We start from the raw sequence: 23,479 nt of genomic DNA, 5'->3' as shown, positions 1-23,479 counted from the left end.
TTGTCCGGTGAAAGAATGCGCGCCCGTTTTCTGGCCCGCCGGATACGGGAGATACCAAGGTAACAACCGGTTTTAGAATTCACACCCTATATTCACCAAAGCGCTCTGCTGTCAGGAAACAGCCGCTTCGGAAACCGCCATGGCGCTGGACTTGCCGGGCCTCAGGTAGCGGCCAAAACCCGCATTTCTCAGCGCCAGATCCACACAGCTCTTGATGACATGGGGCGAATCCAGCAAAAGCACGTCTTCCAGTAGCTGCACAGCCCATTCCCGGCTGACGCTGCGAATCACTGACTTGACCTTGGGCAGGCTGGCTGCGTTCATCGACAGGGAATCGTAGCCCATGGCCATGAGCAGCAGCGCGCCACCGGGATCACCGGCCAGCTCGCCGCAGATGCCCACCGGCTTGCCGACCGAGTGCGCATCCTGGGCAATCCGGACCAGCGCCTGCAGCACGGCCGGGTGATAGGAATGATAGAGCTGGGCCACCCTCGGGTTGTTGCGGTCTACCGCCAGCAGGTACTGGGTCAGGTCGTTTGAGCCCACCGAGAGGAAATCGACCCGGTCGGCCAGCTCGCGGATCTGGTAGACCGCGGCGGGAATCTCGACCATCACCCCAACCTTGGGCATATGAATGTCGTAGCCCTCTTCACGGACCTCATGGTAGACCCGGTAAATCAGGTGCAGGGACTCTTCCACCTCGGAGATATTGGAGATCATCGGCAGCATGATCTGCAGGTTATTCAGGCCTTCGCTTGCCTTGAGCATGGCCCGCACCTGAACCAGGAAAATTTCCGGATGATCCAGCGTGACCCGGATACCCCGCCAGCCCAGGAAGGGGTTTTCCTCCTTGATCGGGAAATAGGTCAACGCCTTGTCGCCGCCGATGTCCAGGGTGCGCATGGTGACCGGGCTGGGCGCAAAGGCTTCCAGTTGCTCCCGGTAATACTCCCTCTGCTCCTGCTCGGAGGGAAACCGGTCCTTGATCATGAACGGCACTTCGGTGCGGTACAGGCCAATGCCTTCAGCGCCGTGGGACAGCGAGCGAACAACGTCCGTCATCAGCCCGGTATTGACCAGCAGCGAAACCCGGTGATGATCGGTGGTTTCGCAGGGCTTGTCTTTCAGAACCTCAAGACCCCGGATCAGCTCGTCTTCTTCATCGCAGATCGCCTGATAGTAGGACCGCAGGTCCGAGGAGGGCGACGCAAAGATCTGCCCCTCAAAGCCGTCAACAATCAGCTCCTTGCCATCAAGCTGGTTCACCGGGATATCCACCAGCCCCATCACGGTGGGCACGCCCATGGCGCGGGCAAGAATCGCGACGTGGGAGTTGCTTGAGCCCTTGACTGACACCAGGCCCACCAACTGCCCCTTGGGTACCTCACCCAGCATGGCCGGCGTCAGCTCTTCGCTGACCAGAACGGTCCGCTCGGGATAGTTCAGATGCTTCTGCTCACCCTCCTGAAGGTGGGACAGCAACCGGCGACCCAGATCCCGGATATCAACCGCGCGCTCCTGAAGGTAGTGATCGTCCATCATCTCGAAGTGGCGGACATACTGCTGAACCACCTGCTTCAACGCACCCTGCGCCCAGATTCCCTCCCGGATCTTGTTGGCGACCTCACCGGGCATGGCATCGTCGCCCAGCATTCTCAGATAGACATCAAACAGCGCCTGTTCTTCCGGGCGCAACTGGGAGGCGAGCCGTTTCGCCACGCGTTCGATGTCTTCGCGCACCGCATTCACCGCCGACCGGAACAGTGCCAGTTCCCCATCAATATCCTCGGTGGGCTTCTCAGGAACTACGTCCAGGTCGGCCGACGGGTAAACCACGACCCCACTGCCAATAGCCACGCCCGGCGCTCCGGGCACGCCGCTGAAGCTGACATCGTGAGCCTCCTCACCGGTCAGTGACAGGCCGCTGATGGCACCGGTCGCCTCGCTGTGGGCAATAACACCGGCCAACTGCGCCGAGACGGTGACCAGAAAGGCCTCTTCACCCTCATCAAAACACCGGGAGCTTTCCCTCTGCTGCACAACCAGCACACCCAGCACCCGGCGGTGGTGGATGATGGGAACCCCCAGGAAGGACCGGAACCGCTCTTCACCGGTTTCCGGGAAGTAACGGTAGCGCGGATGGGATGGCGCATCTTCCAGATTGATGGGCTCCTCGCGGGAACCCACAAGGCCGACGAGGCCTTCGGAATAGGCCAGACTGACCTGCCCGACGGCCTTGCGGTAAAGACCTTCGGTGGCCATCAGGATATAGCGGTTGGTGGCAGGGTCGAGCAGATAGACGGAACAGACTTCGGTCCCCATGGCCTTCTGCACCCGCGATACGATGATATCCAGCGCCTCCTGCAGATCGCGGGCGCTGTTTACCTCTTGTACTAGACTTCGCAGAATGCTCAGCATGGCGGGTCAGTCCGTCATTTCTGTTGTTCCTTTAAGCGCCGGTTCTGCTCCGCCCTGTGCCACTGCTCCATGTCGTAGAACAGCCGGGGCGCGAGCTCTCTCAGCGCGCGTCGATACACTTCACGTTTGAATGAAACCACCTGGGCCAGCGGATACCAGTAGCTTACCCACTGCCAGCCGTCGAATTCCGGTGACTCCGTGCCGTCCACGCACACCTGCGCATCCGGCGATAACATCCTCAGCAGGAACCATTTCTGTTTTTGGCCCACGCAAACGGGGTGCGAGTTATGGCGTACCATCCTCCTCGGGAGCCGATACCTCAACCAGCCCCGGGTGCAACTGATGATTTCCACATCCTTCGCACAGAGGCCGATCTCCTCTCCAAGCTCCCGGTACAGTGCTTCCTCGGGGGATTCATCATGCTTGATGCCACCTTGTGGAAACTGCCAGGAGTCCTGCCCTATTCGCCTTGCCCAGAGAACTTCTCCCCTGTGGTTGGCCAGAATGATTCCGACGTTGGGTCTGAAACCGTCTGAATCGATCACGGCACAGTCCTCTTAAAAGTCGGTGGACCGGCTAAAAATTCACCGGTCGGATTTGTCCAAGTTGCTCTCATTCTTACAGAATCCCAAGGGTTCGGCAAACGGAGCCGTTGAGGACAGGTCGTGATAGACTTGGCGCTTTACCGCAAGCCCTTGATCACCGGAGGTAACTGCTTGACGCTCGCGATTTTTGATCTGGACAACACCCTTCTGGCCGGCGACAGCGACCATGCCTGGGGGGACTTTCTGGTAGAGGAAGGCATTGTGGATGCCGAGGAATACCGCCTTGCCAACGACCGCTTCTACCAGGAATACCTGAACGGCGAGCTGGACATCCTGCACTATCTCGGTTTCGCCCTGCAGCCCCTGGCCAGCCACAACATGAGCGAGCTACTGGCCTGGCGGGAAGCCTTCATGGAGAAAAAAGTACGCCCCATGATGCAGGCCAGCGCGGAGGACCTCCTGAACAGCCACCGGGAGCAGGGCCACACCCTGATGATCATTACTGCCACCAACCGTTTCGTCACCGAGCCCATTGCCGAAGCGCTTGGCATTGAGCACCTGATTGCCACCGAGCCGGAACTGGTGAACGGCCGCTACACCGGCGAAGTGGCGGGAACCCCCAGCTTTCAGGATGGCAAGGTTGTACGGCTGAACGACTGGCTCGACGCCCATGGCCAGACACTTGAGGGCGCCTGGTTCTACAGCGACTCCCACAACGACCTGCCACTGCTGAAGAAAGTGGATAACCCGGTTGCCGTTGACCCGGACCCGACGCTCGAGGCGTTCGCCCGGGAGAGTGGCTGGAAAGTGATGTCACTGCGTGAACATGGGGTCAGATGAAAGCTTTCATCTGACCCCGCTTTCACCCTTCAGAAAAAGCCGGTCAGTGAGCGGACGAAGCAGGATTTGATGTAATCGGTCTCGGGAATGCCCGGAATCACCGGGTGGTCCGGCGCCTGATGCCCCTGCTCCAGCAACTGCACGAAACGGTCGATCTTCCGACCACTGCCCCGGATGATGTCCACCAACTTCTCCTGCGACAGATGCATGGAGCAGGATGCGGACACCAGAATGCCGTCCCGCTCCAGCAACCGCAGCCCAAGCTGGTTCAGCCGGGCATACGCCTCTTCCCCCGCCTTCTGATCCCGGCGCCGGGGAATCAGCGCCGGCGGATCCAGCACCACCACGTCGTACTTTTCCTTCTCATCCGCCAGCGCCTTCAGTGCCTCAAAGGCATCGCCTTCAATGGTTTCGACATTTTCCAGGCCATTGAGCCTGGCATTGTGGTGAACCGAATCGATCGCACCGGCCGAACTGTCGACACAGGTTACCTGAGTGGCCCCGGCACAGGCCGCCTGAATTCCCCAGCCACCGACGTAACTGAACACATCCAGCACCCGCTTGCCCGGTGCATAGGCCTGCAACCGCGCACGGTTCATCCGGTGATCATAGAACCAGCCCGTCTTCTGACCGCCTTCCAGCGGCACCTCGAACCGGACGCCGTTCTCCTCAACCTGCAGCAGACTGACCTCTGAACCATGGGCCTGCTCGACATAGGTATCCAGGCCCTCCACCTTGCGCATCTTGCCATCGTTCTTGAGGATGATCGCCTCAGGATGCACCAGCCGCTGAATCGCCCGGACAACCGCCTCCTTCATCAGCTCCATACCAGCGGTGGAAATCTGCACCACCACCGTAGAATCAAACCGGTCGATCACCAGCCCCGAAAGCCCGTCACTGTCTCCGAATACCCAGCGATAGAACGGCTTGTCAAACAGCCGGTTCCGCAACTCCAGAGCTACTTCCATGCGCTGGGTCAGGCGCTGCGGCGTCATGCCATGCCCCGCATCCCGACTGATCAGCCGGCCACAGATCAGCGCATGGGGATTCACGAATACCGTCCCCAACGGCTTGTCATTCGAAGCCCGAAGCTCCGCCTGAACGCCGGCTTCAAAGTCCGTTAGCGGACTGCGGCGGGTATCCACTTCGTTGCTGTAAACCCAGAGATGGCCAGCACGGAGGCGGCGCTCGGCGCCTTTTCGAAGATATAAAATCGGAAAATTCATGTACAAACACCAGCCAGACAGGGGAAAGAAAACGCGATTATAGCCTGTAGAGGTATGCTACAAGGTATGGGAGCGGGCGGGCAGGGCTTTCGAAAACTGTGCGGAGCCATGGATGGCGGAGCCCAAGCGCCACAGGGATGTGCCGCAAGGAGCGTGTTTTCGAAAGCCCTGCCCGCCCGCTCCTGCACAGAGGTCACAAAAAAGGCATTACTCCTCGGCAGCCACATGCTCCGAATATGCGGCGGCGTCCATCAGGCCGTCCAGCTCACCGGCATCCGCCAGCTTCACCTTGTACAGCCAGCCGTCGCCATAAGGATCCTCATTGACCTTCTCTGGCTCATCCTCAAGACTCTCATTCACCTCGATAACCTCACCAGTCACCGGACTGAACACATCCGAAGCCGACTTGACCGACTCCGCGACGCCGGCTTCCTCTCCGCCATTAACGGTGGCGCCCACATCCGGAACCCCGATATAGACCACATCCCCCAGTTGCTCCTGGGCAAAATCTGTAATACCGACCGTCGCCGTGCCGTCATCGGACACGCGAACCCACTGGTGGGTCTCAATGTATTTCAGGTCTGCGGGTATCTCACTCATAATCTGGTTTCCTGAACAAATTTTTGCGCAGTTTAACTGAAGACGTTAACGCCAGCGAACCTCTCTTGCCAGCTTCATGAACGAATTCAGATAATCCACCTCCCGGTCCCGCTCGCGAAGGCCCAGAAAGATCTGTTTGGGAATACCCGCCTCACCAAGCTGCACCGGCCTCACCGGAATCCGTGCGCCGTAGTCCTCCACCAGCCACCGTGGCAATGCCGCCACCCCCCGACCGGCGGCCACCATCTGCAGCATGATGTCCGTGGTTTCGATGGTTTTATGCCGCGCCGGGCTGGTGTGGGCCGGCAGCAGAAAACGCGTGTAGATATCCAGCCGCTCAATCTCCACCGGATAGGTAATCAGGACTTCTCTCTCCAGATCTTCCGGCTCCGCCCAGGCTTTGCCGGCCAACGGATGATCCGCCCCCACCACCAGAACCTGCTCATAATCAAACACCGGCTCAAAGACCAGCCCCGGCCGGTGCAACGGATCCGGCGTCACCAGCATGTCGATATCATGGCCAAACAGGGCGCCAATGCCGCCGAACTGGAACTTCTGCTTCACATCCACATCCACCCCGGGCCAGTGCTCGAGGTATGGCCCCACCACCTTGAGCAGCCACTGGTAACAGGGGTGGCACTCCATCCCTATGCGCAGCGTGCCACGCTGACCTTTGGCAAACTGCCCGACCAGCATCTCCGCATGCTCCATTTGTGGCAACAGCCTGTTGGCGAGCGAAAGTAAATACTCACCAGACTGGGTCAACCGGAGCTGTCGCCCCTCCCGCACCCAGATGTCGGTACCTAGTTGCTGTTCCAGCTTGCGAACAGAATGGCTCAGGGCGGACTGGGTCAGGTGCAGCCGCTCGGCAGCCGCCGTCAGGGACCCCTGCAGATCCACCGCCCGGAGAATCTCCAGATGATTGCGCTCGATCATTTCAACTCCATACATGAGCAGTTTTCATGGAAAGCTGAAATATTACCATTATTTTTCATTCCTCAAGAGCGATAACCTGCTCGCCATTGCAAACAACACGACCGAACAGAGGACAGCACCATGGTAACCACCCACAATCTCGGCTTCCCGCGCATTGGCGCCCGCCGGGAACTGAAATTTGCCCAGGAAGCTTTCTGGAAGGGGCAGATCGGCGAAGAAGAACTGCAAATCACAGGCGCCGATTTGCGCCGAAAGCACTGGCAGAACCAGCGGAATCTCGACCAGGTGCCCGTAGGCGACTTCTCGTTTTACGATCAGGTGCTGGATATGAGCGTCACTCTTGGCAACCTGCCCGAGCGAGTGAACCAGGCCGGCGGCAGCGAGCTGGAACGCTATTTCCGGCTGGCCCGGGGCCGATCCGGACGGGAATCTTCCTGCTGCGGCGTGCAGGCCGGCGAAATGACCAAATGGTTCGATACCAACTACCACTACATTGTCCCGGAGTTTCACCAGCACACCCGTTTCCAGCTCAATGGCGACCGGCTGATCGAGCAGATCATCGAAGCCCGGGCCCAGGGATTGTCGCCGAAACCGGTCATCATCGGCCCGGTGACGTATCTCTGGCTGGGTAAAGCCAAGGACAACAGTGACCGGCTGGCGCTGCTCGGCGCCCTTCTGCCGGTGTATTCGGAACTTCTTGATCTGCTCGCAAACCACGGTATCGACTGGGTCCAGGTGGACGAACCGGCGCTGGTGACCGACCTGGATGCGGACTGGCGCCATGCCTTCAACCTGGCCTATCACCATCTCAAAACCAGCAACACCAAACTGTTGGTAACCACTTACTTCGGCGAGTTGCGGGAAAACCTGCAACTGGCGTGCGAACTGCCCGTCGCCGGGTTGCACCTTGATGCCATCAGCGCACCACAGGAAGTGGCGCGGGTCGTGGACTGGCTGCCCGCCCACAAGCAACTTTCCCTGGGCGTGGTTAACGGCCGGAACATCTGGCGGGCAAACCTTGAAACCACACTGGACTGGCTGGAGCCGGTCCATGACAAGCTGGGCGGCCGCCTCTGGCTCGCGCCCTCCTGTTCCCTGCTGCATGTCCCGGTGGAACTCGGAAGCGAAGAAACCCTGGACCCGGAAATTCGCAGCTGGCTGGCCTTCGCGACCCAGAAGCTGGACGAGCTGAATGTTCTGGCCGCGGCACTCAATCACGGCCGATCGTCTGTTCGCAAACAGCTTGCGGAGTCGACCGCCGCCATCCACAGCCGGGCACTGTCCGGGCGCGTTCATCATTCCTCCGTCCGGGCCCGAACCGGAGCCATCACCCCGTCGCTCGGCAAGCGGCAACGCACTTACCCGGAACGCATAACCGCCCAGCAACAGAAACTTGGCTTGCCACGCTTCCCCACAACCACCATCGGGTCTTTCCCGCAAACCCGGGACATTCGCCAGGCCCGGCTGCAATTCCGCAGGGGAGAACTTACGGAAGCGGCCTACATCCAACGAATCCGGGAGGAAGTAAGCCACTGCATTGACCGGCAGGAAGCCCTGGGCCTCGATGTTCTGGTGCACGGCGAAGCGGAGCGAAATGACATGGTTGAGTACTTCGGCGAGCAGCTTGCAGGCTATGCCTTCAGCCAGTTCGGTTGGGTCCAGTCCTACGGCTCCCGCTGCGTGAAACCGCCCATTCTGTTCGGCGATATTTCCCGGCCCGGCGCCATGACCCTGGACTGGATTCGTTATGCCCAGTCGCTGACCGAAAAGCCGGTAAAGGGCATGCTGACCGGCCCGGTGACCATTCTCAACTGGTCCTTTGTGCGCGACGACCAGCCCCGCAGGGAGACCTGCCTGCAACTGGCCCTGGCGATTCGGGAGGAAGTCCTGGACCTGGAGGCCGCCGGCGCTGGCATTATCCAGATAGACGAAGCGGCCCTGCGCGAAGGGCTCCCGCTTCGTAAAGCCGACTGGAACGACTACCTGGACTGGGCGATCGAGGCATTCCGCATTGCCGCCAATGGGGTTCGCGATGAAACCCAGATCCATACCCACATGTGCTATTCCGAGTTCAACGACATCATCGAGGCCATCGCCCGGATGGATGCCGACGTCATCACCATCGAGACATCACGGTCGGATATGGAACTTCTTGACGCGTTCCGAGGCTTTGAGTACCCCAACGACATTGGCCCCGGCGTCTACGACATCCATTCTCCCAACATCCCCGAAAAGGGGCAGATCAAGGCCCTGATGGCGAAAGCGGCGGAGCGGATTCCGTCTGAGCGGCTCTGGATCAACCCGGACTGCGGCCTGAAAACCCGCCAGTGGGAGGAAGTGCTTCCGGCGCTGGAAAACATGGTGGCCGCGGCCCGGGAACTGCGGGAAGGGATTCAGTAACCGGTGCTGTTCTGGTCCAGCTCGAATTCAAACGTCATGGCCCGGCGAACTTCCGTCGTGAAGGCGCCGGTGTCATGGAATTCAAACCAGCGATAACCCGGCGGCAGGTGCTCAACCGAGAACTTGCTGGAGCCGGAGGTAAACTGGATACAGGTAGACGGCGTGGCCAACAGCTGCACACCGTTGCGTTCCCGCTCATGCTCCTGATGAATGTGCCCCCACAAGACGACTCTCACCTGAGGGAACCGGTCCACCACCTGCCAGAACGCCTCCCGGTTGGTGAGGCCGATCTTTTCCATCCAGTCCGAGCCGATGTCCACCGGATGGTGGTGCAAGGCCACGACCGCCGGAAAATCCGGATGCTGTTCCAGGGTACTGGCGAGGAACTCCAGCTCCGAGTCTGCCAGTGCGCCAAAGACCTTGCCGGGCACGGAGGAATCCAGCATGACGAATTGCCAGCCACCCTGAATAACGTGGCGGGCACTGGCGTTATACTCGCCGGCTACCCTGGCCAGGTTATCAACATGGTCGTGGTTGCCCGCAATCCAGGCAGAGGGACAGGAAAACACCTTCAGGCTCTCGCCAAACACCCGGTAGGCCTGCACCGAGCCGTCCTGGGCGAGATCCCCGGTAGCCAGAATCAGATCGGGCTGGCCGTGCGTCTCCAGCACTTCGTCAATGACCGCCTGCAGGCTCTCCCGGGTCTTGACACCCAGCAGGTCCCCGTCGGCATGCGCCATCAGATGCGGATCGGTCAACTGCAATACCCGAAGCGTCCGGGCCTGTTCGTTGGTGGTCATGGGTGCCTGAATCTGCTCGCTGTACAACACTTGGTCTGGAAACAAGTGTACGACGCCAGTTCCCGGATTTATCACTGCTGAACCGTACAAACGTCACATTCCGGCCAGGCTCTGACGATATATTGCAATTTTTGACAACTATGGCACATCCACGGGACGCCGCTACCCCACTTTAGTCCTGCCTGCCGCCCCGATGTTTCAGTCGACGCCTTCACCGGCCGACCAGGCCGCATGTTCCATCGGTAAGTGACCAAACCGCAGACAATAATCCAGCCAGTCCGCCAGGAAGCCGTTCACCTGGACCTTCTCGTCCGGGTGGTGCATGAAGCGGTTCGGGTAATCATTGACCGGGGCAATCTGGCGATCCCGGTAGCAACTGATGACCTCTGCCATGGACGCATCGTGGTACACCCGAACAGTCATTTGCGGGTTGTTGAGCCAGCGTCCGGAGTTGTGAACCTGCTCCAGCAGCAGGGTTTCGGTGAACCTGGCGGTCTGCAGAACCTGGATGCGGACCCGCCCGAGGTAGTGATTCTCCCGGTGCAATTCGAATTCGCAGACCGGCTTGCCGTCCACTTCCAACTGACGGAGCTTCCGAAGCCGCTGGTAGTTGCCGTCACACAGGGCGCCAAGCTGGCGCAGATCCGGAACGTATCGCTTGGGTTTCATGGTCCACTCACCCATCACTGCCACCCTTCTCTCAACCGGGCGCGATTCAGTTCGAGCCACTGTAGGGCAATAATGGCGGCGGCATTGTTGATCCGGCCATCGTGGATCATCGCTATGGCATCGTCTGCAGAGACGACGTGAGCGCGGATATCCTCGTGCTCGTGTTCCATGCCATAAAGCCCGCCGGCATCTTCGGTGCTGACGCGACCACAGTACAGATGAATCATCTCGGTACTGCCACCAGGCGACACCAGGTAATTGCAGATTTTTTCCAGCGGCGCAAATGTCAGCCCGGCCTCTTCCTGGCCTTCACGCTGGGCAACCTCTTCCGGACTTTCGCCGTCTTCATTCATGCCGGCGACCAGTTCCAGTAACCAGGGGGACTGGTCGTGGCTCAGGGCACCAAGGCGAAACTGTTCCAGCAGCACGACTTCGTCCCGTTGGGGGTCATAGGGAAGCACGCAGGTGGCATCGCCCCGGATAAAAAGCTCCCGGGTAAATACAGGCATGTTCCGGCCATCAAAACGCGGGTGGGTCAGCCAGAGTTTGTCCATGCGGAAGAAGCCCTGGAAGACGGTTTCGCGTTTTTCGACTTTGACGTCGTTGGCTTTGAACTGGAACGGCTTGGTCATCGTTTGTCCGGTTGCTGAGTCGACTTTGAACGATAGCCCTTTGTTGGGTTTGACTTCAAGCTCTGGACTTTTGATTCTGTTCTGGCCCAAGACTGTTGCTTGGGAGAGTGGCAGACTCGGGGTGGGCTTTCCAAAACACGCTCCTTACGGCACGTCCATGTGACGCTTGAGCTCCGCCATCCATGGCTCCGCACAGTTTTGGAAAGCCCACCCCGACTCTGCCGATCGAACAATGTGCAATTCGCTTGAAAAGACCTTCCATCCAAAGCCAGAGAGCCGCTAATTTCGCAATAACTGCACACTAATTACTGAGAATTCCCGTTGTTCAGACAGAGCTCGGTGGGTGGCCCTGTTCAGGACTGTGCGGAGCCAGGGATGGCGGAGCCCAAGCGCCCCAGGGATGGGCCGCAAGGAGCGTGTCCTGAACAGGGCCACCCACCGCGCTCCAACTCCACAATTGCAGTCCTGAGGGACGAAAACCTAGCTATCAAACCTTGTCATAGAGCTTACTCCCAGACTCCACGAACTCCCGCGATTTCTCCTGCATGCCGGCATCCACCGCGGATACCTCATCAAGACCATGCTCTTTCGCATAATCCCGAACCTCCTGGGAAATCTGCATGGAACAGAACTTCGGGCCGCACATGGAGCAGAAGTGGGCCACCTTGGCGGATTCCTTGGGCAGGGTTTCGTCGTGGTAGGCGCGGGCCGTGTCCGGGTCCAGACCGAGGTTGAACTGGTCTTCCCAGCGGAACTCGAAGCGGGCCTTGGAGAGCGCGTTATCGCGGATCTGGGCGCCCGGATGCCCCTTTGCGAGATCGGCAGCATGCGCGGCGATCTTGTAGGTGATGATGCCGGTTTTCACGTCGTCCTTGTTGGGCAGGCCCAGGTGTTCCTTGGGTGTGACATAACAGAGCATGGCGCAGCCATACCAGCCGATCATCGCTGCTCCGATGCCGGAGGTGATGTGGTCGTAGCCCGGGGCGATGTCGGTGATCAGCGGCCCGAGGGTGTAGAACGGAGCTTCGTCGCAGCATTCCAGCTGCTTGTCCATATTCTCCTTGATCAACTGCATGGGTACGTGGCCGGGGCCCTCGATCATGCACTGCACATCATGCTTCCAGGCGATTTTGGTGAGCTCACCCAGGGTTTCCAGTTCGCCGAACTGCGCCGCGTCGTTGGCGTCGGCAATGGAGCCGGGGCGCAGGCCATCACCGAGGCTGAAGGAGACATCGTAAGCTTTCATGATCTCGCAGATGTCTTCGAAGTGCTCGTACAGGAAACTTTCCTTGTGGTGAGCCAGACACCACTTGGCCATGATCGATCCGCCCCGGGAAACGATACCCGTGGTGCGTTTTGCAGTCATCGGCACATGGTGCAGGCGAACGCCGGCATGGATGGTGAAGTAGTCCACGCCTTGCTCGGCCTGCTCGATCAGGGTGTCCCGGAAGATTTCCCAGGTCAGATCCTCGGCCACGCCGCCAACCTTTTCCAGCGCTTGATAAATAGGCACGGTGCCGATGGGGACCGGGGAATTGCGGATGATCCATTCCCGGGTTTCGTGGATGTTCTTGCCGGTGGACAGGTCCATGATGGTGTCGGCGCCCCAGCGAATGCCCCAGGTCAGCTTTTCAACTTCTTCCTCGATGGAGGAGCTGACCGCGGAGTTGCCAATATTGCCGTTGATCTTCACCAGGAAGTTGCGGCCGATGATCATTGGCTCGATTTCCGGGTGGTTGATGTTCGCCGGGATTATGGCACGCCCACGGGCGACCTCGTCGCGAACAAATTCCGGGGTGATTTCAGCCGGCAGGCTGGCGCCGAAGGACTGGCCGGGGTGCTGGTCTCTCAATAGCCCCTGCTCCCGTGCTTCCTGCAGCTTCAGGTTTTCCCGGATAGCGATGTACTCCATCTCCGGGGTGACGATGCCCTGGCGGGCATAGTGCATCTGGGAGACATTACAGCCCGGTCTGGCCCGAAGCGGCTTGCGCTCATCCATGAACCGGAGCGGGTCGAGCTGGGGATCCTTCATGCGCCGGCGGGTGAACTCGGACGAATAGCCAGGTAACTGCTCCACATCGCCACGCTCGGCAATCCAGGCCGCCCGCACGGGTTTGAGGCCTTTGCGGAGATCGATCGTCGCGTCCGGATCCGTATAGGGGCCAGAGGTGTCATACACTACGACCGGCGGGTTCTTTTCGCCGCCCATGCCGGTTGGCGTGTCCTGCACGGTAATTTCCCGCATAGGCACCCGCAGATCGGGTCGGCTACCCTTTACGTAGATCTTGCGCGAGCTTGGTAAAGGCTTGATGGCGGCGGAATCCACCTTGGCGGAATCGCTGAGGTAATCAGGTATGGTTGTCATCATTCGCTCCCGGAACAGGTCATGGGTTTTCGGGTCGCGTATGACGGAGCCTGCGGCGCGGATTCCCCTTCGGGAGAATATTGGCCATTCAGCACAGTGGTCTTAAATCCCTACGCCGGTATTATCCGGATCAGGTCGCGGGTTCTGCGATGCAATCTCAGCCGGCTGCCCGTTTTCATCAAAGGCAGACCAGCACCCCGTCAAGACGCGAATCTGTAAAGCATGGCACTCGAAATGAGTGCCGTTTGCAAGTGTAGAGGTGCGGGCAATTATTGTCCATAATGGCCAACCAGAACCGTCAGCGAAGGTGAACAGAGGCGCCCAGCGTGCCCGGCCGCCATGCAAGTGCCCCTGAACGGGCGTGACGTGTAAATGTATTCAGGAGAAACAATGAAGAAACGACTGCTTTCCGGACTGATTGGCCTCATGGCAGCCCAGCCCGCCCTTTCCATGGATCTGATCGATACCTATGAGAAAGCGCTTTCCTACGATTCAGGTATTGCCGCCGCCCAGGCAAGCTTTGAAGCCCAGCGGGCGGCCAGTGATGTCAGCCAGAGTGCCCTGCTGCCCCAGATCGGCGCCTTTGGCGAAGCCAATCACACCGATCTTGACGGCGAAACCCAGAACAACTCGTACAAATCCACCAGCTACGGCGTACAGCTCAGCCAGCCGCTGTTCCAGGCCGATGCCTGGTTCCGCTACGATGCCAGTCAGTTCCAGACCGAGTCGGCCCGGGCACAGTACAACCTGGCGCAGCAGCAATTGATTCTGGACGTCGCAACCGCCTACTTCAACGTGCTTCGTGCCCGGGACACCGTCACCACGGCCCTCGCCACCGAGGCAGCCATCCAGCGTCAATACGAGCAGGCCCAGGAGCGTTTCGATGTCGGTCTCATCGCGATTACCGAAGTTTACGAGGCCCGTGCAAGTTACGACGACGCCAAGAGCCAGCGGATTGCCGCTGAAAACCAGCTCAATATTGCCAGGGAGCAGCTGGCACGGCTGACCGGCGAATATCCCGAAGACATTGAGAACCTGCGCCGGAGCTTCCCGCTCGACCGGCCCGAGCCCATGAACCCGTCAGCCTGGGAGGCCACGGCCCTGGCGCAGAACTGGTCCATCCAGTCCGCGATTTATGAGCTGAATGCCAGCGAAGCCAATCTGAAGGTGGCGAAGGCCGGCCATTACCCGACGCTGAACCTGACGGCCTCCTACGGCGACACAGCGATCGAAGGCGGCTCTCCCAATCAGTTCGACGGCACTCAGGGGGTCATTGGCCTGGAACTGAATGTGCCGCTCTACTCCGGTGGTGGTACCCAGGCGTCGGTGCGCCGGCAGCGCTCCCTGGTGACGGTCACCGAGCAGCAGCTCAAAACCGTTCGCCGGGATGTCCGGGTCAATACCCGCAGCCTGTTCCTGACCGTGAACAACAACATTGAAACCGCCTCTGCCCTGGCCCAGACCATTATTTCCAGGCGCAGCGCCCTGGATGCAACCCGTGCGGGTTATCAGGTGGGAACACGGAATATTGTTGAGGTACTGGATGCCGAGCGAGCTTATTACGTGGCACTCAGAGACTACGCCAACGCACGCTATGACTACGTGATCAACTCACTTCAATTGAAGCAGGCGGCGGGCACCCTGAGCCCGCAGGATTTGCTCGAACTGAACAAATGGTTGAGCGAGGCGGCCCCGGGCATCGAGGCGCTGGCGAACGAGGAAGAAACATTGGCTAACCCGGCGCAGTGATCACCAGGCGGGTGATCCTGCTCACCCGCCTCTCCACTGCAACCTCGAGACTCAAACCCGCTCGATGATACCCTTGACGACCTTGTCGAGGGCTCCCCTGTTTTTGTTAACCACAGCCAGAGCCCTGCGACCAATGGCCTCCCGCTCTTGATCATCAACGAACAGTGATGACACGTGTGAGGCCAGTTCGCCCGCATCGGCGACCAGTTTGACGCCGTGTTCGTCCAGCAGCGACTGGTAGATGGTCTCGAAATTGAAAATGTGGGGCCCGGAAAAAACCGGTATGCCCCAGCCAGCGGGCTCCAACGGGTTATGCCCTCCACGTTCGACCAGCGAACCACCGACAAACGCCAGATCACTGGCACCGTAGAGCATCATCAACTCGCCCATGGTGTCTCCGAGATAGACCTGCGCACTGGCGGGATCCTGCCGCCGTGACCGGAGAGCCAACGTGAACCCCTCCCGGAGCGTTTGGTCAGCCACCGCCTCGAACCGTTCCGGGTGCCGAGGAACCAGGATCAGCAGAGCGTTTGGGTGATTCGCCAGCACCGCCCGATGTGCGGCCAGGATTTGCCTGTCCTCACCGCTGTGGGTACTGCCGGCAATCCAGACAGGCCGACCAGCGAACGTCTGCCTCAGGGCAACGGAAACCGCCCGGACACCCTCCGGTATATCGACATCGAACTTGACGCTGCCGGTTACCTCAACTTTGGACGGTGCGACACCTATTCGCCGGAACCGCTCGGCATCCTTCTCGGCCTGGGCCGCGACCCAGCTGATGCTTTGCATGATGGGAGCCACCAGGCTGCGGATACGGTGGTAGCCACGAGCGGATCGCTCGGACAACCGGGCATTGATCAGGAAAACCGGAACATCCCGGGCCCGGCTCTGGCGAATCATGTTCGGCCAGATCTCGGTTTCCATGATGACCAGAATCCGCGGCCGGGCCCGATTGAGAAACCGGCGTATGGAGCCGGGCGTGTCATAGGGGGCGTAGGCATAACGTACCCGGTTGCCGAACATCCTGCGCGCCTGGGCCAGGCCGGTGTCGGTCATGGCGGTCATCAGAATGGTGATATCCGGGTCCTGCGCCAGCAGGCGCCGTACCATGGGAGCTGCAGCGATGGTTTCGCCCACAGAAACCGCATGGACCCAGACCACCGCTCCGGGAATTCTGGGAACCAGGCCGATGCGATGGCCAAGGTTGCGTCGCAGGGCCGGCGCCTTCCTGCCTTGCCAACAGAGCCGCAGCAGGAGGAACGGCAGAATCAGACGGATTAGCTGGGAATAGAGAAACTGAAACACGCAGGACTCCCGGCAAAAGTGCGTTATCATAGCGCAAAAATCGTCAAGGGGCCGCATACCGCCCCGGCCCTACTCATTGTCGAGGCAAGGTTACCCGTTTTGAAGAAGAAGTACCCCAAACAGCCGCGCAACACGGCTTATTCCGCCTACCGTCACCCCCGCTGGTGGCCAACCTGGCTCGGTATCTCCCTGATGTGGCTGGTGGCCCAACTGCCAGTCCGGCTGCAGTGGTGGCTCGGCAAGCTGGTTGGCCTGCTGGCCTGGAGGGTGGCCAGGAGTCGCCGGCACATTACCGAAGTAAATATCCGGTTGTGTTTTCCGGATCTGACCGAAGCGCAACAGGCGGCACTGGTGCGCAAGGCCTTCATTGCCAACGGTATCGGCCTGCTGGAACTGGGCATTGCCTGGTTCCGAAACCCGGCCAGGCTGACCGGCATTACCCGCGTTCATGGCCTGGAACATTTCGAGAAAGCGTTGGAGACCGGCCACGGGGTGTTGTTGCTGGGCGGCCATTACAGCACCCTGGACCTGGGCGGGAGCCTGGTTACCGAATACATCAACGCCGATGTAATGCAGCGGGATCACAACAACCCGCTGATGAACGCGGTCATGACCCGCGCCCGTAGCCGGCGCTACGGCACCGTACTCGGCGCCCGGGATCTTCGTGGCCTGCTCCGCAGCCTGAAGAACAACCGCGCCGTGTGGTACGCCACCGACCAGGACTACGGGCGCAAAGATATTGTTTTCGCCCCCTTCTTCGGCATTCCTGCCGGCACCATCACCGCAACCTCGAGAATAGCCGAGCGCAGCGGCTGCAAGGTGATCCCCTTCAGCCATTTTCGCCGGGAAGTGAGGCCGGGCTACGATATTTATTTTCACCCGCCGCTCGAAAACTTCCCCAGCGGGGACGATCTGAAAGATGCGACCCGCGTCAATGCGGTTATCGAACAGGAAATCCGCAAGGCGCCCGATCAGTATCTCTGGATGCATCGGCGGTTCAAGACGCGGCCGGACATCAATGATCCGGGGTTGTATTAGCCCCCTCTGTCAGCCTAGTTGTCCAGTTGGCGGTATCAGTCGGGTTATCCGGAGCCCTCCGATCACTCTTCAAGATCCGGGCCCGTTACAGGCACCATGGACACGCCATCCTTGGCCAACTGCTCGTATACCATACAGACGGCGTCCTTCCGTGGCTCCGGAATCCAGCTTTTCGGCACCCGGAAGGCTGTCATGGGAATATCGTAGATCAACCCAAGGTTAACCAGAGCCGAAGACATCACCGAAGCCACGGCACGGGGCTTGCGACCATCCAGGAGAAACTGCAACTCGATCAGGGTTGAAAAACGAACCACCTCAAACGGAAGGCCTTCGAGCATGTCGCGCAACCGGTCAAGATCTTCATAGCGATGCGCCACATACCGAATCTTCCGATTGTTAAAATAAGCCGATACCTGCGCCATTAGCACTCGAAACTGGGATTCTGTGCGGACAACAGTACCGATAACCGGACTACCTATAAAAATCACGTCCTCGGTCTGGGACAATCCCTTAAACTCGGCCCTTACGCCCCGGAAATCGTTGAAAATAACCTCGCGTTCTGCGCTATCCGTCAATGGGTAAGTCGTGAAGAATCCGGCGTGGTGAAGATAGTCTGTACTAACCTGCCGCCGAAGAAGCCGGTCGCCGACCGAGGGATGGCGCCAGATATCCCCCTCATGTTTATCGAGCTGCCCCACCAGCCAGACTGAATAATTTCCATCGTCTACTATCCAGACTCGAGCATCCAGGGTGTTCGCAAAATGGGCGCGAATATTATATGGATACCCGAGGTAGAGGTTTTTCGTCGCTTTAAAACGCCGCAAGTAAGGCTGCAAAGTGAACCCATAAAGCAGGCGTGAGCAGGCTGTCCACTTGAAAAATGCCTTGGATGCCCAGTTCTCATCGAGTAGAGGCTGAGCCTGTTCAAGATCAATCGCTTTTTTGAAGATGAACAGCAAGTGGTTATCTTCATTTTGGTGAAAACGATTCCGGGCCTCAACACAGTTGAACAGTTGTAGTGGCGAACTGGCGATAAATAGATTCATTTAAAAGATCAATTTCCTGGACAGCGGACTCTGTTTAGAATTGGCGCGACGAGGGCGGGGATAGCGTCTCAGAATGCCGAAAGATGGTTTCACGGTCGTCTACGCTCCCCTTAATTACCTGACTGTGGTGCCAGGCCCCAAGTTGTACCCTGATTAACACGACAGGAGAAGTAAGTTTGCTGAAAACAAGTGCAGCCGTAGACGGAATTGCGGTCGTGATACCCAGTTATAACCGCAAGCACCTCATACTGGATGCCCTTGAATCCGTAGCCAGTCAAAGGTTGCTGCCAGACAGGGTGATCGTGATTGATGACGGTTCTGTGGACGAGACACAGCAAGCTGTTCAGGAATGGGCGCAATGCCGTGCCCCCGGGTTTGATTTTCAATATATCTATCAGCCGAATTCCGGCCCGGGCGCCGCAAGGAATCGCGGCATTCAGGAAGCAGATGGGTGCAACTGGATTGCGCTTCTGGATTCCGACGATCTGTGGCATCCGGAACACTTATTCAGACTTGTTGGCGCCATTCAGGAACAACCGGGCGCTGTTGCCGCCAGCAATGAGCTTGAGGAGAAGTTCTACTCCGTTGATGGCTCACTGTTATCGAGTCGTCCCTATGTATTTTCGCCGGAGCTGACCTCTGGCAAGATTGTCGGCCCGGAAGCCTTCCGGTTTATCGGCCCTCTCACCCAGGCAACCATGATTCGCCGGGATATCCTGTTAGCCGCGGGTGGCTTCAACGAACACCTGAAGTATGCAGAAGACAAGCTGCTTTTTGTGCTCGTCTCTGCCATGGGGCCCTGGTGTCGTGTCTCCGGGTACCCGGTTACCTACCGAAACTTTGTGCGCGATTCAGGAGAGCAGCACATCGGCGCCAAACAACTGTCTGATCGACCGCACCAGAACTCCCGACTGGCCTACGCAAGACTTCTTGACCAGGGCATTGGTCATCTGGTGCAGCCAAACGACAAATATCATCAGGGCGTGGACTGGGCGCTCTGGAAAGCCTGGTATCGGGCAGGGCGTCACCTGGAAAAGACCAAACACTATAAGTGGGCCGCTGGTTATTACAGGAAAGCGGCCAGCTATCGCCCGCTCAGCAAAGCAATAGCGCGGTGTTTTCTGGCAAGACTGAAATTTTTATGGTCAAGTATCATCTAATACGCTCTCAAAGCCGGGATTAACCTCTCGGCAATCGCCCCCCCCCCGTCGCCGTGCACTCAACCTGCTCCGGGGGCCGCACCCATCACTTCTTCCCCAACTCATTCCGTACGCATGACATTTGACGAGATGCCAACCTTTTTAACAGAGGGCCCACAGCACACCCCGCCGAGCACTATAAACAGCACTGCCCAAGTGTCGTAGACAAACAAATGGATATCAAATATCCCTCTTGTCATAAAAAAAACAAACAGAATTAAAGAGAACTTAAACAGCGGTCCATCTTTATCTGATATTTTTGCTGATCTTCGTGAAAGCCAGAGAAACCCTGCTATCAGCCCCGAGCTTCCTATGACGCCAAAAGAGAAAAGCAATTCAAGATACATGGAGTGTGGGTGTGTATAAGCCCCTACCACCCCAAGGTGCTTAAAAGTCCCAGGGCCATAACCGAACCAAGGAGCTTTCAAAATAAAATCAAAAGTGGCTGAATAGATCTCAGTTCGAGCAGTCAATAGATCACCGCCGCGATATAATCCAGAAACCAAGTTGTGGGCTAACGTTTGCGCAGGGAGCAAAAGTGCGGCAAAAAAAAGAATCAGTACAGCGGAAAAAATACAAAGTATCGCTTTTCTTTGATGAAACACGAACCCTGCCACCAATACTGTGACTCCAGCAGCTAACAGCGTGCCCCTGGAAAGGGATAGAAGTATAGCGAAGCCCGACGCAGCAACACATAAACTGTAAAGCGATTGCTCCAGCTTTGATAAAACTACTTCCCGGTCCAGTAAGACACAAACGATAGGTATTAATGCAAGGCATATCTGCGTTGCAATAATATTTCTACTGTAGGATGTCCTCAAAATTTGAGCCCAATTGGCAGAACTCATAATGGACTGCGAAGGCTCGGCTTCCAGAAACATATTCATGAAGAATACAATTAAAAAGAGACACGCAAGAAAACTGATACCGCGCAGAATTATTCCTGACTGGAGTTTTGCACCCAAGTAAGAAAAAATCAGAAGCAGCAAAAAAGCTCTTAAGAAATCATAAATGGCTTTTGAGGTTTTAAATGGCAGCGACGAAAAAGATATAGCCATGGCCAATATTAGAAAAACTAAAATTATTGGACCTCTATACTGAATAAAGAACCGCTGAATGAACCTGGGTTCAGTACAGGAGATAAGAATAATCGCCAGAATCGCGGACCCACTGCTCAAAGAGCCAGGCAAATATAAGGTGAGGAACGATAGTGCGGCCAACAATAGAATTAGCCAATCAAAGCCAACATCACGAAAGCGGGCTGATAATTTTTCCATGGTAGTCAATGAACTATAGACATAAAATTTGATAAATAAACCCGCGGCGCCTTGCTATATCTGGCGCTGCGGGTTTTGCTTTTGACTTCGGAACCGAGCATGGCCTCAAAACTACAACACATCGGACGATACTGATCAGCGCCCTTGCGGATTTCTCTGCGCAATAAATGCTTTGGGCAATCCGAATGCTGAGCACGAGTTACTTCCTGGAAGGTTGCGATATTTCTGCCTCAAATCGTTAATCCTGTGCTGGCAAAGGCCCCATCCAACGGCAGGATGCATCATGAAAAAAGCGCGGTATGATAGCACACGGCCTTGCCGTGAGTCCCACACGTTAACCGACAGGCCTGCAGCACCCGGTTAGCCCTTACGTTCCGAGTTTACCCAATCAAGCTGCGCGATAAGCTTATCAAGCAAAGTTTCCCGTGCGCGCATCACCGCCCCGGAACTGGCAACTGCCGGGCTCAGCGGCTGCCCGAGCGTCGCCAGCCGGCACAGACCAGCGCGCTCATAGCGTTGCAGCGCCTCCTGGTAACGCACCTCCGGCCGCGCCCGCTCGGGCTGCAGAATCACAGTTGGCCTGGCACTGGCAATCGCCTCGGCAATCATCGACATACTGTCGGCGGTAATAAACAGCTCATCTGCTGCGCCCATGAAGGCCGCCATGACCTTGCGTGGAGCGTCGGACCACCAGACACTGTCAGCCAACAGGTCGGGGGGGAGTGACTGTTTCAATTGCTGCTCAAACGCCGTACCGGTCCGGCGAGAGGTGGTCAACAACCAGCGCCTGCCGGTACGATCATGCTCACGGATCACCAACTGCACCAGTTGCTGCACCGACTGGCTGTCATAGTGGTAGCCCGCACCATCACCACCGACCGCCAGCATATTGAGTTTTTCAGCAGCCGGCAGTCCGAGCAACTCTCTCAGCTCATTGCCTTTTTTCTGCAACTGTTGCGGGTCGATAAGCGTGGGCGCAATTGTCATAACTATATTGTGGGGTTCGCCGGTGGGCTCCAGTGTCAGATGGGCTGCGAAATCGTCGGAACGGAACCGGCGCTTGGATCCCAGGAAAACATTCGGGATTTGCCACCGCCGGGCCAGCGCGACGTTCAGGAAGGACGTGTTACCGCCAGCAGAAATCAGCAAATCCGGCTTCCGGGGCAGCGGAGAATAGCCACTATAGAACAGGGGTGCGAGTGCACTACCAAGCCGCCGCCCTTGCAACAGGCGGGGCAGCAGAAGGCGGGCAACCGGCTTCAATCGGAGGGACACATCAAGCTCGGAGACCGTGCACCTGTATCGCTGAGACAGCCAGCTGACCAGCCCCCGCGACTGATTAACGTGGCCCGGCAAACCGTCGGAAAGGATCAGAATATTGAGTGCTTGCAGCGCTTCCATATCAGCAGCCTTCCCGGTTCCGGATGACACTGCTGTAGATTTCCACCGTATCCGCCAGCATCCGATCAATCGTCAGTGCCTGCCTGGCCCATTCAAACAGCGCGCTCTGGTCTCTCCGTGCTACCTCAGGCGCTTCCAGCACTCGCTGCAATGCCCGGTGCAGAGCCGGCACATCATTGACCGGCACCAGATAATCCTCGGGCAACACCTCTATGGCACCCGGCACAGCCGTTGATAACACCGGCAGGCCTGCCAGAAGTGCCTCGACCAGCACATAACTGAAGCCTTCCCGGTGCGATGAGAAAACCAGGAGGTCTGCCGCTGACATCAACGCCCGCACATCATCGCGAAAACCCGCCAACACAACCCGTTTGCCCAACCCCCGGGATTTGATAAGGACCTCAAGGGCTGAACGTTCAGGTCCATCGCCAACAATCAGAAGTTGTCCGAAAGATTCGCACCAGGCATTGATCAGGTTATCAAATGCCTTGACCGGTGCCAGCCGGCCCACTGCCAGTGTTATGCCCAGCCCCGGATCAAGCCCCAGCAATCGGGCCAGTTCGGGGCGGTCATACTGGCTGCCCGTGTAGGGTCTTATTCCGTTATACACCACCCGGACATCCGGATGCTTGAGCCCTTCAACCACGCCACGGCTGACCCCGACCACTGTTTGCATCCTGGCAAACATCCCCAGATTCTTCTTGCGCCCATGCAGGGTTCCAATCCGATAACCGGGGACGAAGGCGTGTATTCGGGCCAGCATGTCGACCGCCTTGTTGGCCTGAGCGTGGACGATGTCCGGCGCTTCCTGACGGATCAGCCGGGCCAGGCAAAACAGCAGCCACGGATTACGCCGGCTCCCGCTCAGGTCCAGAGGCAGAAACCGTACTTCCGGACGGAAACGATCACCATACTTCTCATGGGCAATGACCACCACCTCATCAATCCGGTCCGCCAGACCATTACACAGTTCAACAAAGTGATTTTCCAGGCCGCCCTCTTCATCCCCGGCCATTATCTGGCAGACCTTCAT

General features: G+C 58.1%; 19 protein-coding genes and 1 riboswitch. Of the genes, 5 read left to right on the top strand and 14 right to left on the bottom strand.

The window, feature by feature from the left end:
- Positions 1 to 111: 111 nt before the first annotated feature.
- Positions 112 to 2,418 carry a phosphoenolpyruvate--protein phosphotransferase gene (ptsP, locus tag msub_RS19790; RefSeq protein WP_048497816.1) on the bottom strand — a complete coding sequence of 769 codons (2,307 nt, stop codon included), beginning with the start codon at positions 2,416 to 2,418 and terminating at the stop codon, positions 112 to 114.
- Between the two features lie 14 nt (positions 2,419 to 2,432).
- Positions 2,433 to 2,963: an RNA pyrophosphohydrolase gene (locus msub_RS19785; RefSeq protein ID WP_048497815.1), complete on the bottom strand. Its 531-nt coding sequence runs from the start codon at positions 2,961 to 2,963 to the stop codon at positions 2,433 to 2,435.
- A gap of 171 nt (positions 2,964 to 3,134) precedes the next feature.
- Between msub_RS19785 and msub_RS19780 the strand changes: the two genes are divergently transcribed.
- Entirely contained in the window at positions 3,135 to 3,803 is a 669-nt protein-coding gene (locus msub_RS19780) for a histidinol-phosphatase (protein ID WP_048497814.1), read from the top strand.
- A gap of 29 nt (positions 3,804 to 3,832) precedes the next feature.
- On the opposite strand, the gene msub_RS19775 is transcribed toward msub_RS19780, so the two are convergent.
- From msub_RS19775 to msub_RS19765, 3 genes are all read right to left on the bottom strand, one after another.
- Entirely contained in the window at positions 3,833 to 5,029 is a 1,197-nt protein-coding gene (locus msub_RS19775; RefSeq protein WP_048497813.1) for a class I SAM-dependent rRNA methyltransferase, read from the bottom strand.
- A 207-nt stretch (positions 5,030 to 5,236) separates the two neighbouring features.
- Positions 5,237 to 5,629, bottom strand: coding sequence for a glycine cleavage system protein GcvH (gene gcvH, locus msub_RS19770; RefSeq protein WP_048497812.1), 393 nt, complete (start codon positions 5,627 to 5,629; stop codon positions 5,237 to 5,239).
- 45 nt (positions 5,630 to 5,674) lie between these two features.
- Entirely contained in the window at positions 5,675 to 6,565 is an 891-nt protein-coding gene (locus tag msub_RS19765; RefSeq protein ID WP_048497811.1) for a LysR family transcriptional regulator, read from the bottom strand.
- Positions 6,566 to 6,685: 120 nt separating this feature from the next.
- Between msub_RS19765 and metE the strand changes: the two genes are divergently transcribed.
- Positions 6,686 to 8,965, top strand: a complete 2,280-nt coding sequence (metE, locus tag msub_RS19760) for a 5-methyltetrahydropteroyltriglutamate--homocysteine S-methyltransferase (RefSeq protein WP_048497810.1) — start codon at positions 6,686 to 6,688, stop codon at positions 8,963 to 8,965.
- Here the strand turns inward: metE and cpdA are convergent.
- The 4 genes from cpdA to thiC all read right to left on the bottom strand — a co-directional run bounded on the left by cpdA (position 8,959) and on the right by thiC (position 13,431).
- The gene (gene cpdA / locus msub_RS19755) at positions 8,959 to 9,765 is read right to left on the bottom strand and encodes a 3',5'-cyclic-AMP phosphodiesterase (protein ID WP_048498045.1); all 807 of its coding nucleotides are present in this window, start codon (positions 9,763 to 9,765) and stop codon (positions 8,959 to 8,961) included. The genes metE and cpdA overlap by 7 nt on opposite strands.
- A gap of 198 nt (positions 9,766 to 9,963) precedes the next feature.
- Entirely contained in the window at positions 9,964 to 10,449 is a 486-nt protein-coding gene (locus msub_RS19750) for a DUF1249 domain-containing protein (protein WP_048497809.1), read from the bottom strand.
- Positions 10,449 to 11,066 (bottom strand): NUDIX domain-containing protein, encoded by a 618-nt coding sequence (locus msub_RS19745; RefSeq protein WP_048497808.1) that lies wholly within the window; start codon positions 11,064 to 11,066, stop codon positions 10,449 to 10,451. The genes msub_RS19750 and msub_RS19745 overlap by 1 nt, the downstream gene beginning before the upstream one ends.
- A gap of 487 nt (positions 11,067 to 11,553) precedes the next feature.
- Entirely contained in the window at positions 11,554 to 13,431 is a 1,878-nt protein-coding gene (gene thiC / locus msub_RS19740) for a phosphomethylpyrimidine synthase ThiC (RefSeq protein WP_048497807.1), read from the bottom strand.
- A gap of 89 nt (positions 13,432 to 13,520) precedes the next feature.
- Positions 13,521 to 13,641, bottom strand: a riboswitch (TPP riboswitch).
- Between the two features lie 180 nt (positions 13,642 to 13,821).
- Between thiC and msub_RS19735 the strand changes: the two genes are divergently transcribed.
- Entirely contained in the window at positions 13,822 to 15,180 is a 1,359-nt protein-coding gene (locus tag msub_RS19735) for a TolC family outer membrane protein (RefSeq protein WP_048497806.1), read from the top strand.
- A 51-nt stretch (positions 15,181 to 15,231) separates the two neighbouring features.
- Here the strand turns inward: msub_RS19735 and waaA are convergent, their stop codons facing one another.
- A complete protein-coding gene (gene waaA, locus msub_RS19730) occupies positions 15,232 to 16,485 on the bottom strand; it encodes a lipid IV(A) 3-deoxy-D-manno-octulosonic acid transferase (protein WP_048497805.1) in 1,254 nt (417 codons plus the stop codon).
- Positions 16,486 to 16,584: 99 nt separating this feature from the next.
- On the opposite strand from waaA, the gene lpxL reads away from it, so the two are divergent.
- A complete protein-coding gene (gene lpxL, locus msub_RS19725) occupies positions 16,585 to 17,523 on the top strand; it encodes an LpxL/LpxP family Kdo(2)-lipid IV(A) lauroyl/palmitoleoyl acyltransferase (RefSeq protein WP_082146594.1) in 939 nt (312 codons plus the stop codon).
- Positions 17,524 to 17,585: 62 nt separating this feature from the next.
- Here the strand turns inward: lpxL and msub_RS19720 are convergent, their stop codons facing one another.
- The gene (locus tag msub_RS19720) at positions 17,586 to 18,569 is read right to left on the bottom strand and encodes a hypothetical protein (protein WP_048497804.1); all 984 of its coding nucleotides are present in this window, start codon (positions 18,567 to 18,569) and stop codon (positions 17,586 to 17,588) included.
- Positions 18,570 to 18,745: 176 nt separating this feature from the next.
- Here msub_RS19720 and msub_RS19715 point away from each other — a divergent pair, with 176 nt between their 5' ends.
- Positions 18,746 to 19,729: a glycosyltransferase family 2 protein gene (locus msub_RS19715; RefSeq protein ID WP_048497803.1), complete on the top strand. Its 984-nt coding sequence runs from the start codon at positions 18,746 to 18,748 to the stop codon at positions 19,727 to 19,729.
- A gap of 101 nt (positions 19,730 to 19,830) precedes the next feature.
- Here msub_RS19715 and msub_RS19710 read toward each other — a convergent pair whose 3' ends face one another.
- The 3 genes from msub_RS19710 to msub_RS19700 form a co-directional block, all read right to left on the bottom strand.
- Positions 19,831 to 21,045 carry an O-antigen ligase family protein gene (locus tag msub_RS19710; protein ID WP_156182840.1) on the bottom strand — a complete coding sequence of 405 codons (1,215 nt, stop codon included), beginning with the start codon at positions 21,043 to 21,045 and terminating at the stop codon, positions 19,831 to 19,833.
- 360 nt (positions 21,046 to 21,405) lie between these two features.
- On the bottom strand, positions 21,406 to 22,446 hold the full coding sequence (locus msub_RS19705; protein WP_048497801.1) for an ELM1/GtrOC1 family putative glycosyltransferase: 1,041 nt from the start codon (positions 22,444 to 22,446) through the stop codon (positions 21,406 to 21,408).
- Between the two features lies 1 nt (position 22,447).
- On the bottom strand, positions 22,448 to 23,479 hold the full coding sequence (locus msub_RS19700) for a glycosyltransferase (protein WP_048497800.1): 1,032 nt from the start codon (positions 23,477 to 23,479) through the stop codon (positions 22,448 to 22,450).

The organism is Marinobacter subterrani (assembly GCF_001045555.1).
GTDB lineage: Bacteria > Pseudomonadota > Gammaproteobacteria > Pseudomonadales > Oleiphilaceae > Marinobacter > Marinobacter subterrani.
The sequence above is the reverse complement of the archived record's forward strand: the minus strand, read 5'-3'. Positions and strand labels throughout refer to the sequence as shown.